We start from the raw sequence: 14,497 nt of genomic DNA on the forward strand, positions 1-14,497 counted from the left end.
CACGGTTCACCCGCCGTCATCGGCGAGGCGGTATCCCGCCCCGCGGACCGTCTCGATGGATCGCGCCCCGAAGGGCTGGTCGATCTTGCGGCGCAGATAGCCGATGTAGACCTCGACGACGTTGGGGTCCAGATCGTAGTGCTCCGCCCACACGTGAGCCAGGAGGTCCTGTTTGCTCACCACCTGTCCTTGATGGCGGACCAGGTATTCGAGCAGCGAGAACTCCCGCGTGGTCAGGTCGATGGAGACCCCGCCGCGCCGGCATGTGCGGCCCCCGGGGTCCAGGAGGAGATCGCCGGCCTGCAGTACGGCGGGGCGGGGGCGCCGCCCTCGCCGCATCAGGGCGTGCAGGTGAGCGGTCAGCACGACGTAGGAGAACGGCTTGGTGAGGTAGTCGTCCGCTCCGATGTCCAGGGCGTCCGCCTCGTCGTACTCGCCGTCCTTGGCGGTGAGCATCAGGATGGGTGTCCAGTTCTCCGCGGCCCGGAGCCGTCGGCATACGTCGTAGCCGTTGACCCGGGGCAGCATGATGTCCAGCACGATGGCGTCGTAGCCGGTGTCGCCGGCCATGAAGAGTCCTTCTTCTCCGTCAGCGGCGAGGTCCACGGCGAACCCCTCGGCCGAGAGCCCGTGGACCAGAGCGCGCCCGAGGGCGGGGTGGTCTTCGACGACGAGGACACGCATGCCGCCCGCTCCTTCCTCCCCTTTCGCTCATGAATTTCCATATTCAGCGTAGGTGGCCGTGGCTGAAAGGAAGCTGAGAGGCTGCTGAGAACCCCGGGAGGGGTTCCGTGACCCCCGTCACCTCCCCTCAGCTTCATCTCAGCCGCGGCGGCGCAGGATGCACATGTTCCGGATGGAGGGTCCGTCTGGAAGCGGAAGTGAAGGTGACCATGAATACCCGCAGGAAGGCGGCGCTGCTCGCCGCGTCCACGGCCGCGGTCGTCGCGACCGTTCTCGGAGGGGGCGCCGCCATGGCGTCCTCGGAGCCGGCTCATGCCGCGCCCTCGGTTTCCACCACGGTGCAGAAGCCCACTCCGCCGGCCCCCGGCACGCACCAGTCCGGTGCGTCGAAGAGCGACGGCGAACACGGGGAACACGAGGAGAACGGAGAGCACGAGAACCAGTCGGACGGCCCCGGAGGCCACGCCGACCCCTCCGCCAAGACGAATCACGAGTTCCAGGGCAAGGAGTAGGGAGAGGCGTCGCAGGAGGCGGGCGGTCACACCACCGCCCGCCTCATCCGAGTGACGGCGGTGGCTCCGCGGCCGACAGCAGCAGGGTGAAGGTGGTGGGTGCCGTCCGGGCGAGCGTGAGGCGGCCCCCGGCCGCCTCGGCCATCTCCCGTGCCAGCGTCAGGCCGATGCCGCTGCCGGACCGGGAGGTCGTCGCGCCCCGCTCGAAGACCGTTCGCGGGTCGAGCGCCAAAGAACCCTCGTCGGTCACGTCGACGGCGACCGCACCGCTGACCTCGCGCACGGTGACCTCGACCGCGCCACGGCCGTGCCGGCGCGCGTTGTCCAGCAGCACGTCCAGGATCTGCTCGGCGATGCGGTCCGGAATCCGCATGGCCTCGCTGCCGGGCTCGATGCCGAGGGCCAGGCGTCGGCCTTGGGCGGCGAACGTGCCGTGCCAGCGGCGCTCCACGCCCTCGATGACCTCGGAAGCAGGCCGTGACGTCGTGGGGACGTACGCGCCGGGCGCCGCCCTGGCCAGGCGGAGCACCTCGTCGACGGTCCGCTGGAGATGCCGGGACTGGGCCAGGCCTTCCTCAACGGCCGCCCTGAGGTCCGCACCGGGCTCGCCGGCGGCCGCTTCGAGGCCCAGTTGCAGACCGGCCAGCGATGTGCGGAGCTGGTGGGAGGCGTTGGCGCTGAAGCGCCGCTCGTGCTCGAGCAGCCTGGTCAGATGTTCGACCATGGTGTTCTGGGTGCGCGCCACCTGGTCGATCTCGGCGATCGCGCTGCCCTCGGCCCGCGCGGTCATGTCCCCGCCGGCGACGGCCTGGGCCGTGATCGACAGGGACTCCAACGGAGCGGTCAGCGTGCGTGCCTGGCGCCGCGCCACCAGGACACCAGTGGCGAGCGCGACCAGGGCGGTGCCGACGAGGCCCAGCCATGCCAGGACGACACGGCGCCAGACCCCCTGCGTCCTGGCCGACGCACGGACCACCCCTATGATCCGCTCCGACGACGACACGGGAACCGCGACGACCAGCTCACGGCCGCTGTGTCCGCGGGCCACGACTCCGGCCGCGGCCCGTCGGCTCACCGGGTCCGCCGTCCTCGGCCCCGTGCCGTCGCGCAGGCGCCCGGACCGGTCGTAGACGCCCAGCCGGGCGTCCCGCTCCGGAACCGGCAGCTCCACCCGGTCGCCCACCGCGAACTTCGGGCCCACCCGGACGGCGGCGGCCAGGGCGGCGCGCTCGAGCTCGGCGCGCTCGTCCGCGAAGAACGACTGCTGGATTCCGACGGCCAGCGGCGTGGCGAGCAGGACGAGTGCCACCAGAACCGCCACCACGGCCACCCGCACCACGCGCTTTCTCATGCACCCATCATGACCGCGCAGGTGTCCCGCCATCGCCGGGCGACACCGCGGCAACGCGTTTCCCCACAGCGTTTTGCCGTCGTCTAACCCTCGCCGCAGCGAGCGTTTACCGCCACCTCCCTAACGTCGTGAACATCACCGGACCTGCCCGTACGCGGAGGACACCATGACCAAACGAGGCATCCTCGCCGTCCCCGCCGCCATGGCCCTGACCGCCGCGGTCGTCGCGGGCTGTTCGGGCGGTGGCGGCTCCGGCTCGCACAGCGGCTCCTCGGCCCCCTCAGGCTCGTCGTCCGCGCACAAGACCGGCCCGGCGCCGACGGAGTCCAACCCGCCCGGCGACATCCCCGACAACCAGGTCTATGTCGCATACCACCCGTCCGGCGGAGGGTTCACCGTCAAGGTTCCAGAGGGATGGGCACGCTCCTCCGCCCGCACCACCACGACCTTCAGCGACAAGCTCAACAAGATCGAGATCACCCCGGCCCCGGCTCCGGCCGCGCCGACGGCCCAGTCGGTCCGGACGAAGGTGGTCCCGACACTCAAGAAGCAGACGAAGCACTTCGCCCTGGGCAAGGTCACCACCGTCTCCCGAAAGGGCGGCCACGCCGTCCTGGTCACCTACCAGGCCGACTCCGCCCCCAACCCGGTGACCGGCAAGGCCGTGCGTGACTCCGTGGAGACCTATGTCTTCTTCCACAACGGCCACCAGGTCACCCTGACCCTCGCCGGGCCGACCGGCGCCGACAACGTCGATCCCTGGCGGATCGTCAGCGATTCCCTGCGGTGGCAGTGATGACGACCGACACTGCGGCACCCTTCTCCCCTGCGAGGGAGAAGACAGCCCTCGCCGCCAGGGATCTCTACCGGTTCTTCCGTACCGGCGAGGAGGAGACTCTCGCGCTGCGCGGGGTGTCCCTCCAGGTACGGCGGGGCGAGACCGTGGCCGTGGTCGGCCCGTCGGGCTCGGGCAAGTCGACCCTGCTGGCGTGCCTGGCGGGGCTGGACGAGCCGGCCGGCGGCTTCGTTTACGTCGGTGGGGAGCGGATCAGCCACCGCCCCGAGGTCCAGCGGGCCCGGCTGCGCGCCCGCCGCATCGGCGTCCTGCTGCAGTCCGGCAATCTCATCGCGCATCTGGACGTACGAGAGAACATCCGGCTCGCCCAGGCCGCCGCCGGACGGCATCGCGCATCCGCCGCACCCGAGGTCGCCGAACTGCTGGACGGGGTCGGCCTGAGCGGCCGGTCCCGCGCCCTGCCGCACCAGCTGGCGGGCGGTGAACTCGCCCGGGCGGGCCTGGCCGTCGCCCTGGCCAACGATCCCGATGTGCTGCTCGCCGACGAGCCCACGGGCGAGCTGGACGGGCGGACCGAGCTGCGCGTACTCGACCTGCTCAAGAGCCGTGCCGACGCCGGCCGCGGAGTCCTGGTCGTCACCCACAACACCGAGGTCGTCAGCTTCGCCGACCGGGTGCTCGTCCTGCGCGACGGAAGGATCGAACCGTGAACGCCCCGAGCACCGACATCCTCATCCACTGCCACGACGCCGCCCGCACCTACGGCGAGGGGGAGAACGCCGTTGTCGCAGTGCACGGCGCGACCTGCCGGGTACGTGCCGGAGACCGCATCGCGATCATGGGCCCTTCCGGATCAGGCAAATCGACGCTGCTGCATCTGATGGCCGGACTGGAACGCCCCACCAGCGGAGAAGTCGGCTGGCCCGGGTTCGGCCGCCCGGCGACGGCCCGGGACGTGGGCGTCGTCTTCCAGTCGCCGAGCCTGATCCCGGCCCTGGACGTGGCCGAGAACGCGGCGCTGCCGCTGGTCCTGGCGGGCACGGGGGAAGCCGAAGCCCGCCGCCGAGCGCTGTCGGCCCTCGATGCCGTCGGCGTCGCGGACCTGGCGGACAAGCTGCCCGAAGAGCTCTCGGGCGGACAGGCCCAGCGCGTGGCCGTGGCCCGGGTCCTCGCCCTGGGGCCACGGGTGATTCTCGCCGACGAACCCACCGGCCAGCTCGACCGGGCAACCGGCCGGCATGTGGTGGACGTACTGCTGGACACCGCACGGGAACTGGGCGCCGCGCTCGTGGTGACCACGCATGATCCCACCGTCGGCGAGCGCCTCACCGAGCGGTGGCCCATGCACGAGGGACGGCTGGCCGCCGCGTCCGTGCCCGACCCGGCGCCCCCGGCGCACACCCCCGCGAGGCAGGGAGACAAGCAGTGATCACAACATGGCTGTCCGGGCTTGTCCGGCGCCGCCGGGGCCGGCTGTTCGCCGCCGCGCTCGGCGTTTCGCTGGCCGTCGCGCTCATCGCGGCATTGGGGTCCTTTCTAACGGCGTCGAAGTCGACGATGACCGACCGCGCGGTGCGCTCGGTCGCGGTTGCCTGGCAGGTCGAGGTCCAGCCGGGAGCCAGCCCCGCCAAGGTGCTGAGCACCGTGCGCTCCTCTCCCGGGGTGCACACCGCCCTCCCGGTCGGGTTCGCACACAGCACCGGCTTCCAGGCCAGGACCGGCGGATCAACACAGAGCACCGGCTCCGGCGTCGTCCTCGGCCTGCCGCCGGGCTACCGCTCCGCCTTCCCCGGCGAGATCCGGCAGCTGACCGGCAGTCCGTCCGGAGCGCTCATCGCCCAGCAGACGGCGGCCAACCTGCACGTCGCCCCCGGAGACACCGTCACCGTCAGCCGCCCGGGCGGCCACCCGGCGCACGTCAACGTGGCCGGGGTGGTCGACCTGCCGCAGGCCGACTCCCTGTTCCAGAAGGTCGGCGCCCCGCCCCAGTCCCAGCCCACCGCACCGCCCGACAACGTCATCCTGCTGCCCGCCCAGCAGTTCGCCAAGATCACGGCGCCCATCCGCGCCGCGGACCCGGCCGCGGTCACCACCCAGATCCATGTGGCCCGGGACGCGCGCCTGCCCGCCGACCCCGCCGCCGCGTACACCGCGGTGACCGGCGCCGCGCACAACACCGAGGCGCGCACCGCCGGCGGTGCGCTGGTCGGCAACAATCTCGGCGCCGCGCTCGACAGCGCACGTCAGGATGCCCTTTACGCCCAGATCCTGTTCCTGTTCCTCGGTGTGCCCGGCGCCATCCTGGCCGCCCTGCTGACGGCGGCGCTGGCGAGTGCCGGAGCCGACCGGCGACGGAGGGAACAGGCCCTGCTGCGCACCCGCGGGCTCGGGTTCCGCCAGGTCGTCGGGATCGCGGCGACCGAAGCCGCCGTTGTCGGAGCAGCGGGCGGACTCCTGGGAATCGGCATCGCGGCGCTCGCCGGCCGACTCGCGTTCGGTACCGCGTCGTTCGGCACCACCACGTCCGCCGCGGTGGGCTGGTTCATCCTCGCCGTACTGCTGGGACTGGCCATCGCCGCCGCGGCCGTCCTGGTGCCGGCGGTGCGTGACCTGCGGCAGGGCACGGTCGCCGAGGCCCGCCGGGTCGTGGGCCGGGCAGGCACCCCACGGTGGATGAAGTTCTACCCGGACCTCATCCTGCTGGCCGTCTCGTTCTTCGTCTTCCGGGCTTCCAGCGGCAACCAGTACTCCCTGGTCCTGGCGCCGGAAGGGGTGCCCACGATCTCCGTGTCCTACTGGGCCTTCCTGGGCCCGGCCCTGCTCTGGCTCGGCTCCGCCCTGCTGCTGTGGAGGCTGGTCACACTCGCCCTCACCCACGGACGTCGCCCGCTCGCCCGCGCGGTGCGACCGCTGACCGGCGCCCTGGCCGGAACGACCGCGGCGAGCCTGTCCCGGCAACGCCGCCCGCTGGCACGGGCCGTCGTCCTGCTCGCGCTGGCACTCTCGTTCGCCGTCTCCACCGCCTCGTTCAACGCCACCTACCGGCAACAGGCAGAAGTCGACGCCCGGCTCACCAACGGCGCCGACGTGACAGTGACCCAGTCGCCCGGCTCCCGCATCGGCCCGAGCGCCGCGAACCCCCTTGCATCGATCCCGGGGGTACGCCACGTCGAACCGCTCCAGCACCGGTTCGCCTACGTGGGAGCGGACCTGCAGGACCTGTACGGGGTCCGGCCCTCCACCATCACCTCCGCCACCTCCCTCCAGGACGCCTACTTCTCCGGCGGCACCGCCAAGAGCCTGATGTCCAAACTGGCGGCCCGCCCGGACTCCGTCCTGGTCAGCGAGGAGACCGTCAAGGACTTCCAACTGGCCCCCGGCGACACGCTCAAGCTGCGGCTGCAGGACTCCCGCACCAAGGCGTTCCACACCGTACCCTTCCACTACGCCGGCATCGTCAAGGAATTCCCCACCGCGCCACGAGACAGCTTCTTCGTCGCCAACGCCGCCTACATCGCCAAGACCACCGGCAGCAACGCGGTCGGAACCTTCCTCGTCGACACCGGAGGCGCACACCAGAAAGCCGTCGCCACGCGCCTGCACCACCGGCTCGGCACCACGGCGAAGGTCACCGACATCACCCAGACCCGCTCCGCCGTCGGCTCCAGCCTCACCTCCGTGGACCTGGCCGGACTCACCAGAATCGAACTCGCCTTCGCCGTCCTGCTGGCTGCCGGCGCGGGCGGCATCGTCCTTGCCCTCGGCCTCGCCGAACGCCGCCGCACCTTCGCCATCGCCACCGTCCTCGGCGCCACCCGCCGACAGCTGAAAGGGCTCGTATTCAGCGAGGCCGCCGCGCTCACCGCAGCCGGGCTGGCCGGAGGCACGCTCATCGGCTGGTCCCTGACCCAGATGCTCGTCAAGGTGCTCACCGGTGTCTTCGACCCGCCACCAGCGACCGTGGCCGTGCCCTGGCCGTACCTGGGCCTGACCCTCCTCGCCGCACTCTCGGCCATCGCCGCCGCGGCCCTGAACGGAATCCGCAGATCCACCCGGCCGGCCGTCGAGGAACTCCGTGAACTATGACGACGGCCCGCCTGCGCGCCAGGGCGCGACCGGCTCACCTACCCTTCGGAGCATGCGTACGACTGGGGCCGCGGAGGCCGTATCCGTACTGGTCATCGAGGACGACGAAGTCATCGGGCAGCACCTGGAAGCGGGGCTGCGTTCCAACGGCTACGCGGTGGCCTGGACCCGGACGGGCGGCTCAGGGCTGGCCGAGACCCGCCGCCTGCCCATCGACGTCGTCCTCCTCGACCTCGGGCTCCCCGACATGGACGGCATCGACGTCGCGCGGCAACTGCGCGAGTCGCTCCCCGATGTCCTCATTCTCATCCTGACCGCGCGGAGCGAGGAGATCGACATGATCGTGGGCCTGGACGCGGGCGCGGACGACTACCTGGTCAAACCCTTCTCCCTGACCGTGCTGCTCGCCCGGCTCCGGGCCCACCTGCGCCGCCGCCCGGCCGACCCGCCCGGACCGAGCGAACCGGTCCGCATCGGCGACCTGACCGTGGACGTCACAGCGCGCCGCTGCCGACTCGGTGACCGCGAGGTCGAACTGCGCCCGAAGGAGTTCGACCTCCTGGCCGTCCTCGTCAACCACCCGGGGCAGGCGGTTTCCCGGGAGACGCTCATGGCGCGGGTGTGGGACGAAAACTGGTTCGGGCCCACCAAAACCCTGGACGTCACCATGTCCTCCCTGCGGCGCCGACTACACGCGGCCGCGGCCTCCTCCCCCCTCCCCCTCGCACTGCCCGAGTTCACGACACTACGCGGACACGGGTACCGACTCGAACCGCCGACGATTCAGGGAGAGGAGACCGGCGACGTTTCCCCTGGACTGTGAGCCCAAGGTCCTGCGGCATGCTGGCCCGCGATGCGCGCACGCGTTCACTGACGGGTGGGCCCGCTGTCGGTCATGCCACGCCGGTGAGATGGGCGAAGACGAGGGACGATCGATGCGGTGGATGAGATGATCGTGCTGACCGGTTCCCGGCCCGATTTGCCCTTCCTGTCCAAGGCGCGCCTGAATCGGGATGAGTGCCTCCAGGCGCCCGTCGAGCCGGCGCCGCTGATCGACACCGATGTCCACTCCTGCGTCACCGTCTACCTGCACGGCCACCGCGAACTGGCTCCCAAAAGCAGCTTGTACCCGGTCTACGAAGTCCTGCGGCCGCGCCCCCACGCTCCTCGTGATGACCGGCTACGAGCAGGTCCGCTCCGTCGCAGCGGCCCTCGCCGGTGCCCTGGAAGCGGCCGACCGTGTCGAACTCACGCTGCCGGAGGCCGGGGTGTGCGGCGGCGCCGGACTCTTCGATACGCCCCAAGCCGACCAGACCTCTGCCGGAGGCTGCTGCGACGCTCCCGAGCCGCAGCTCGTCCAGCTCGCCACACCGGCGCCGTCTGAGACCTCCGCCAAGAACGCGCCGACGCAGGGCTGCTCCGGCTCGTGACCGACCTGGGCACCCGCGCAGACGGAGCAGCGACCGAAGCCGGGGACCGGTCGCGGCCCCGCCCAGCCCTGCCCGCCCCGCAGATCACCAGCTGGGGCATCACCGCCGCCCTGGGCGACACGCCACACCGATACCGCGCACCGCGGGCCGCGGCAGGCTCACCAGCCGCCCACCTGTTGGGCTTCGACCTGATGCCAAGGATCGGGAACTGGAAGGGCCTGACCTTCTACCGGCCCAGCAAGACCACCGAGTACGTGCATATCGACGCCCTGTTCGGCGAGGCCGGGAAGAACGTCATCGACTTCGACCTATTCGAGTCCCAGTTCCGGCACCTGATGCGGGTGGCCGTCTCCGTGCGCGAGGGCGCCATCTCCTCGGCGACGCTACTCAAGAGGCTGCGGTCCGGGTCGCACAAGAACGCCACCTACGTGGCCTTCCGCGAGGTCGGCCGCGTCATCCGTACCGTGCAACTGCTGCGGTATCTGACGGACGCACGCCTGCGCCGGCGGGTGACGGCTGCAACGAACAAGGTCGAGTCGTTCAACCGCTTCTCCCAGTGGGTCGGCTTCGGCAACCAGGGCGTCATCGCCGACAACGCCCCCGTCGAGCAGGAGAAGGCGATGAAATTCAACTCTCTGCTCACGAACGCGGTGATCTTCCACAACGCCCTGGACATCGCCGAGATCGTCCGCCAGCTCCTGGAAGAGGGGTGGGAGATCGATCCCGAGGACCTGGCCCACATCTCGTCGTACCTGACGGAACACATCAAGCGGTTCGGCGAGTACTCCACGCACGAACTCGGCATCCAGCCCGAGGCGTACGACCCGAAGCTGGACATCGACTTCGCCCCATTGCGCAAGCAGGACCCGACTGCGGCCGGCTTCGGCCAAGCTGCCTGAATACCCAAAGGACCCACACCTGCCCGCTTAACAGCACTGACGCTGGATCAGCACCACTGGCACCGCCGGATGTGGGCCCGGAGGCGCTGTGACGGCGCACCCTGGCCCGATCGCCCCCGGACGTGGGGCCTCACGTGGTGAGGCCGGTCAGTGTGGGCAGACGTGGTTCACCGGACCCTCATCTTCCGGAGAAAGGTGACAGCCGTGGCGCCGGAGCAGACGAAAAGCACCACGTGAACCCAGAGCGCCGCACCACTGCTGTCCGAGTCCATCAGTGTGAGGGTGAACAGCACCGCAAAGACGGCCATGCTGGAAAGGGAACCGAGGAACTGGTGGCGGACCCGCTGGACGGCCCGGCCCGGGCCGTCGGTCAGGTCCATGGCATAGACCTCCACCTGGCCGAGTTCCTGCTGTGCGGCGCGCCCGGTGGCCGCCAGGTGCTCCCGTGCCTCGGTCACGTGCCGCTGTGCGGTGCGCAGGGGGAGGCCGTGCCGCCCGTACAGCAACTCGCCCAGTCGGCGCAGCCATTGCTCATCATCGAGCCGTCGGCCCTCGCCGGGGGAGAACCACCGGTTCACCGCCCGTGCGGGTATGGCCAGTCCAAGGGCGCCGAGCAGTACCCCGCATCCTGCTGCCGCGATCGGGGGGAACGGGAAGGAGTGCGCGTCCCGGATCGCGGGGAGAACCGCGAGGTAGACGCCGACCGCGGCGATGACGCCGGCGATGGCGCCGTAGAGCCAGGCGGCCCGGGCCCGCCCCGCCGCGCGCAGGGCGGGGAAGACCGCGAAGCCGACGGCCACGAACACGGACGTGGAGAGGGACAGGAGGAGAGTTGAGGCGCCGGACAGTTCCTCACTGTTGAACGTTCCCACCACGGCCATGATCAGGACGGCGATGCCTCCGGCCACCATGCCCTGTCGGAAATGCGTGGCCGATGTCCTGCCCTCGAAGTCGCGTGTGCTGCGGAGCCCGGCGTCGACCCGTTCGGTGGCCACCGCAGTGGCGTACTCCTCGGCGGGGCCGAAGAGTTCCTCCGCGGGCTGTCCCGTCTCGGTAACCGCCTCGGCGACCTCCGCCAGCACACGGTTCACCAGCTCGCGCGGCACGCTGTGCACGAGGGTGAGGTCCAGTTCCAGCTTGTCGGCCCAGGCGTCCCGGTCGCTGTGACCCGGTCGGGTCCCGGCGGCGGTCTTCGTCAACGGTCTTTCTCCTGTTCGTGAGGTCTGGCGGTGGGGTCGGCCGGGAACGCCGCCGTCGTGTCGACCGCCGTGCGGAACTCCTGCCATGCCTGGCGCTCCCGTGCCAGTCGGCCCCGCCCCGTATCGGTCAGCCGGTAGTACTTCCGGCCGGGGCCGCCCTCTCCGGGGGCCCATCGGACCTCGACCGCGCCGTCGTCGGCGAGCCGCGTCAGTGCCGGGTACAGCACGGCGCCCTTGACCGTGCCGAGTCCCGATTCCTCGATCTGCTGGAGCAGCGCGTATCCGTAACTCTCTCCGCGCTCCAGCGTGGCCAGAAGGCACAGCGGCAGGACGGCGCGGAGCCATGCGGGCTGGATGTCGCCCATGCATCGACCCTCCCTAAGATCGCGACTAGTCTGAAATTTACAATAGTCGAACGTCAAGAATATGTGGGGAGGAGGGGGATGAAGCGCAAGCACCGACGAGACTTACATCGCCTGGTGGCCCCCTAGGGTGGTGCCGCAGTAAATACCGGATTTACTGCGGCAGGGCCTCTACCATGATCATCGCGACCTGCGGCGGGCCATTCCGGCCGCCAGGTGAGGTGTACGCATTTACTGCGGCAGTAGCGCCGGAAGGGCGGAGCGGACATGGCGATCGACCGGTGACCGAACTCGGGAGCGGGGGCGCGTTGCGGCTACCGCGCGCCCGGGTGGCGCCTCTGTCCGCCCCGCCGTCTTCGTACACCGCGGCGGTCGAGCGGTACCTCACCAGCGCGGGCATCGCGAAGTCTTCCGCCCGGATCTACCGGATCTCGCTGACCACGTGGGGGTGGATGCTCGCCGGCAAACCCGCGCCCACCGGACCCGCCCGCCGGGGCGCGAAGCCGCCCGTCTTCCCCGTCACCGCCATCGACGACCCCGCGCTGCCGGAGGCCCTGGCCGAACTGGCGGCGGCACGGGCGGACGAGATGGACTCCGACACCGTCAACCGGGAACTGTCCATCGCACGCAAGGCCATCGGCTGGTGGCAGCGCCAGGGCTGGATCGTCGGCGACCCGACGATCGGCATCGAGCGGCGACCGGTACCGCCCGACCGCACCAAGGCCCTCGCAGAGAACCAGATCGCCGCGCTGTGGCGCCTGGACGTCGGCCTGCGGGAGAAGACGTTCTGGAAGCTCCTTCACGAAAGCGCCGCACGGGCCGGCGAGGTGCTGTGCCTGAACGTGGAAGACCTGCACCCGCAGGACAGACGCGGGAAGATCACCGCCAAGGGCGGGGCGACCGAATGGATTCACTGGCAGTCCGGCACCGCCCAGCTCCTGCCCCGCCTCATCGCCCGCCGCACCCGCGGCCCGCTGTTCCTCACCGACCGCAAGGCCCCGGCCGGGAAGCCAACGCTCGACGTGTGCCCGGAGGCCGGCCGGGCCCGGCTCTCCTACCGCCGGGCTGAGGAGATCTTTGAGGAGAACACCCGGCTGCTGGCCAACCCGCTCGCCTCGCCCGAGGACATCGAGGACCTGAACGGCTGGACCCTGCACCGCCTGCGGCACTCCGCGCTCACACACGACGCGGAGGGTGGCACCTCCACCCCGATGCTGCTGGCCCGCTCCCGCCACGCTTCTGTCCGCTCCCTGGAGCGGTACGCCCGCCCTGGCGTCGACACAGTCGCCCGACACGTCGCCGAGCGAGACCCTGCTGCCCGCAGACGGGGTTGAACCGGGTTGCCTCGGCGGCTGCCCGCCAGAGGCTCCAAGATCAACTATTGGCGGCTTCTGGGCTCACCTCGGCGTCACCCCCTCCAGGGCAGAGTGCAGCGACGTGGTGAACGCAGTCAGCTCTGCCAGGCGCTGCTCGACCTCCTTGAGGCGGGCGGCGATCCGCGGCCGCAGGTCGGCCTTCACCTCCACGCAGGCCCCCGCCTCCCACACGGTGAGCAACTCGCCGATCTCCTCCAGCGGCAGACCCAGATGCTTGGCGGCCCCTATGAACGCCAGCCGGTCGACCGCGTCCTCGCCGTAGACGCGATACCCGGACGGGGTGCGGTCGGCGGACAGCAGACCGGCACCCTCATAAAAGCGCAGGGTGGTGGCCGGGACGCCACTGCGTTGGACCAGCTGGGAGATCCGCATCGCGCTCATACCAGCGACGGTAAACCTTCGACCCGGCTCGAAGGTCAAGGGCGGCACAGGACTGCCGCCCGCCCCTCGGGCTCCGACTCAGCCGCCCTTGCCAGAACCGGACCCCGTGAACATAGCCAGTGCGGAATGACGGCGGGCGCACAGGCTTCCTCGCATGCGGCACTACTCCAGGGTGATCCAGCCGCCCACATACCCCTGAAGGAACAGACCCAGATCCGCGACGCCCAAGCCGCCTACGCGCACGGCAACTTGGGCGTACGGGAGCCAGACAAGCGGCACATCGGCGCCGGACAGAGCGCCCGGCGAGGTGACATGCCCGGTGAAGATGCGGCGCTCGCTGTGCCCTCGCCTGAGCGAGTTGCCAAGGGCAGGGCCTGGGATGCGGCCGGTGACCGCGCCGAGGCGGATGGTTCCCGCAGGAGCCATCATGCGGGCAAGGCGCCGCGCGGCCAGCCGGTACGGCTCGCCCTTCCCGCGCCGCGCGGACGGCAGGGCCCACAGCCGGCCAGCCTCCACAGTCCCTCGGCGGAGCAGGGCAACCGGGTGCCGCCGGTCGAAGCAGGCAAGGAGAACATCACCCACGACAGGTGCATACATGCACATGAGGTGAGCGTAAGGGCGGACGCGGCGCCGCGCGCGTCCAGGCGGGGGATGCGGCACGGCGGTCCGCACCCTACCCGGCGGGGGAAGGCGGAGGCAGGGCTCCGGGCCCGGGCCAGACCTGGAAGCCGAAAGCGGCCTCCAACCGGGCCAGCGTGCCCAGGTCGGGCATCACCTTGCCGTTGATGACACGGCTGATGGTGGAGTGGTTGACCCCTGTCACCTCGGCAAGAGTCCGCAGGCTGTGCCCGCTGACGGAGAGGGCGTTCTCCAGGTTGCGGGCGAGTGCCTGGCCGTAGTGGGCACTGACCGGTGCATCGGGCGCGAGAGCGGCATGCGGCCAGGCATCATCGACGACATAGTCGCGCGGCACCTTGTCGTTACTGCTCCGGGGCATGCCCGGATCATCCCACGCACCCGCCATCCGCCGATCCTCCTCCTTGCACCCCGGCAGCCACCCACCGGGGCGCTGGTGCATACATACACCAACTTCGGCTCTTGCATCGATACCCTTCAGTGTGTCGGTGCAATCCCATCCGCACTGCGGTGCCCCGCCCCGGCCCTTTCCGCCCACGCCACACGGGCTCGCGGGGCTTGGGGCGTTGCCGCTGGGCATGCGGGAACCGGCCAGGCTTCCCCCCCACTTGCGCGGGCGCCGTTTCACTCCCGTGCGCCCCCTGCGTTTCCCGCGCCCGCCACACTGACAGTGAGTAACTGAGGCCATCGGAAGAAAAGCCAGGCCAGAGGATGCGTGCCGCGCGGAATGCAGTTTTCCCGTGCGGGACTACCTGTTCCTTTTCGGATTGCGTTCGACGCGGTTT

15 protein-coding genes and 1 pseudogene are annotated in these 14,497 nt (G+C 70.7%); 9 read left to right on the forward strand and 7 right to left on the reverse strand.

What is annotated here, in order from left to right:
* Positions 1 to 6 precede the first annotated feature (6 nt).
* Positions 7 to 684 (reverse strand): response regulator transcription factor, encoded by a 678-nt coding sequence (locus ABFY07_RS04640; protein WP_346173193.1) that lies wholly within the window; start codon positions 682 to 684, stop codon positions 7 to 9.
* Positions 685 to 893: 209 nt separating this feature from the next.
* Here ABFY07_RS04640 and ABFY07_RS04645 point away from each other — a divergent pair, with 209 nt between their 5' ends.
* Complete coding sequence (locus ABFY07_RS04645; protein ID WP_346173194.1) at positions 894 to 1,196, forward strand: hypothetical protein; 303 nt, start codon at positions 894 to 896, stop codon at positions 1,194 to 1,196.
* A gap of 43 nt (positions 1,197 to 1,239) precedes the next feature.
* Here the strand turns inward: ABFY07_RS04645 and ABFY07_RS04650 are convergent, their stop codons facing one another.
* The gene (locus ABFY07_RS04650; RefSeq protein WP_346173195.1) at positions 1,240 to 2,547 is read right to left on the reverse strand and encodes a sensor histidine kinase; all 1,308 of its coding nucleotides are present in this window, start codon (positions 2,545 to 2,547) and stop codon (positions 1,240 to 1,242) included.
* Between the two features lie 166 nt (positions 2,548 to 2,713).
* Between ABFY07_RS04650 and ABFY07_RS04655 the strand changes: the two genes are divergently transcribed.
* The 7 genes and pseudogenes from ABFY07_RS04655 (at position 2,714) to ABFY07_RS04685 (ending at position 9,758) form a co-directional block, all read left to right on the forward strand.
* Positions 2,714 to 3,343: a hypothetical protein gene (locus ABFY07_RS04655; protein ID WP_346173196.1), complete on the forward strand. Its 630-nt coding sequence runs from the start codon at positions 2,714 to 2,716 to the stop codon at positions 3,341 to 3,343.
* Positions 3,343 to 4,053, forward strand: a complete 711-nt coding sequence (locus tag ABFY07_RS04660; protein WP_346173197.1) for an ABC transporter ATP-binding protein — start codon at positions 3,343 to 3,345, stop codon at positions 4,051 to 4,053. The genes ABFY07_RS04655 and ABFY07_RS04660 overlap by 1 nt, the downstream gene beginning before the upstream one ends.
* On the forward strand, positions 4,050 to 4,772 hold the full coding sequence (locus tag ABFY07_RS04665) for an ABC transporter ATP-binding protein (RefSeq protein WP_346173198.1): 723 nt from the start codon (positions 4,050 to 4,052) through the stop codon (positions 4,770 to 4,772). The genes ABFY07_RS04660 and ABFY07_RS04665 overlap by 4 nt, the downstream gene beginning before the upstream one ends.
* Positions 4,769 to 7,429 carry an FtsX-like permease family protein gene (locus ABFY07_RS04670; protein WP_346173199.1) on the forward strand — a complete coding sequence of 887 codons (2,661 nt, stop codon included), beginning with the start codon at positions 4,769 to 4,771 and terminating at the stop codon, positions 7,427 to 7,429. The genes ABFY07_RS04665 and ABFY07_RS04670 overlap by 4 nt, the downstream gene beginning before the upstream one ends.
* Positions 7,430 to 7,481: 52 nt before the next feature.
* Positions 7,482 to 8,252, forward strand: coding sequence for a response regulator transcription factor (locus ABFY07_RS04675; RefSeq protein WP_346173200.1), 771 nt, complete (start codon positions 7,482 to 7,484; stop codon positions 8,250 to 8,252).
* A gap of 87 nt (positions 8,253 to 8,339) precedes the next feature.
* A pseudogene (locus ABFY07_RS04680) lies at positions 8,340 to 8,859 on the forward strand (flavoprotein); the annotation flags it as partial.
* Positions 8,856 to 9,758, forward strand: a complete 903-nt coding sequence (locus tag ABFY07_RS04685; protein WP_346173201.1) for a Tn3 family transposase — start codon at positions 8,856 to 8,858, stop codon at positions 9,756 to 9,758. The pseudogene ABFY07_RS04680 and the gene ABFY07_RS04685, both read left to right, overlap by 4 nt.
* A 167-nt stretch (positions 9,759 to 9,925) precedes the next feature.
* Here the strand turns inward: ABFY07_RS04685 and ABFY07_RS04690 are convergent, their stop codons facing one another.
* Together ABFY07_RS04690 and ABFY07_RS04695 are read right to left on the reverse strand one after the other, a co-directional pair.
* Positions 9,926 to 10,957 carry a hypothetical protein gene (locus ABFY07_RS04690; protein ID WP_346173202.1) on the reverse strand — a complete coding sequence of 344 codons (1,032 nt, stop codon included), beginning with the start codon at positions 10,955 to 10,957 and terminating at the stop codon, positions 9,926 to 9,928.
* On the reverse strand, positions 10,954 to 11,322 hold the full coding sequence (locus ABFY07_RS04695) for a PadR family transcriptional regulator (RefSeq protein WP_346173203.1): 369 nt from the start codon (positions 11,320 to 11,322) through the stop codon (positions 10,954 to 10,956). Before ABFY07_RS04695 ends, ABFY07_RS04690 begins: the two co-directional genes overlap by 4 nt.
* A gap of 326 nt (positions 11,323 to 11,648) precedes the next feature.
* Between ABFY07_RS04695 and ABFY07_RS04700 the strand changes: the two genes are divergently transcribed.
* Positions 11,649 to 12,653, forward strand: coding sequence for a tyrosine-type recombinase/integrase (locus tag ABFY07_RS04700; RefSeq protein ID WP_346173204.1), 1,005 nt, complete (start codon positions 11,649 to 11,651; stop codon positions 12,651 to 12,653).
* A 63-nt stretch (positions 12,654 to 12,716) separates the two neighbouring features.
* On the opposite strand, the gene ABFY07_RS04705 is transcribed toward ABFY07_RS04700, so the two are convergent.
* From ABFY07_RS04705 to ABFY07_RS04715, 3 genes are all read right to left on the reverse strand, one after another.
* Positions 12,717 to 13,076 (reverse strand): MerR family transcriptional regulator, encoded by a 360-nt coding sequence (locus tag ABFY07_RS04705; RefSeq protein WP_346173205.1) that lies wholly within the window; start codon positions 13,074 to 13,076, stop codon positions 12,717 to 12,719.
* Between the two features lie 162 nt (positions 13,077 to 13,238).
* Positions 13,239 to 13,658: a hypothetical protein gene (locus ABFY07_RS04710; protein ID WP_346173206.1), complete on the reverse strand. Its 420-nt coding sequence runs from the start codon at positions 13,656 to 13,658 to the stop codon at positions 13,239 to 13,241.
* 91 nt (positions 13,659 to 13,749) lie between these two features.
* Positions 13,750 to 14,073 carry a helix-turn-helix domain-containing protein gene (locus ABFY07_RS04715; RefSeq protein ID WP_346173207.1) on the reverse strand — a complete coding sequence of 108 codons (324 nt, stop codon included), beginning with the start codon at positions 14,071 to 14,073 and terminating at the stop codon, positions 13,750 to 13,752.
* Positions 14,074 to 14,497: the final 424 nt, after the last annotated feature.

The sequence above is a fragment of the Streptomyces sparsogenes subsp. cuspidosporus genome (assembly GCF_039532705.1).
Lineage (GTDB): Bacteria > Actinomycetota > Actinomycetes > Streptomycetales > Streptomycetaceae > Streptomyces > Streptomyces sparsogenes.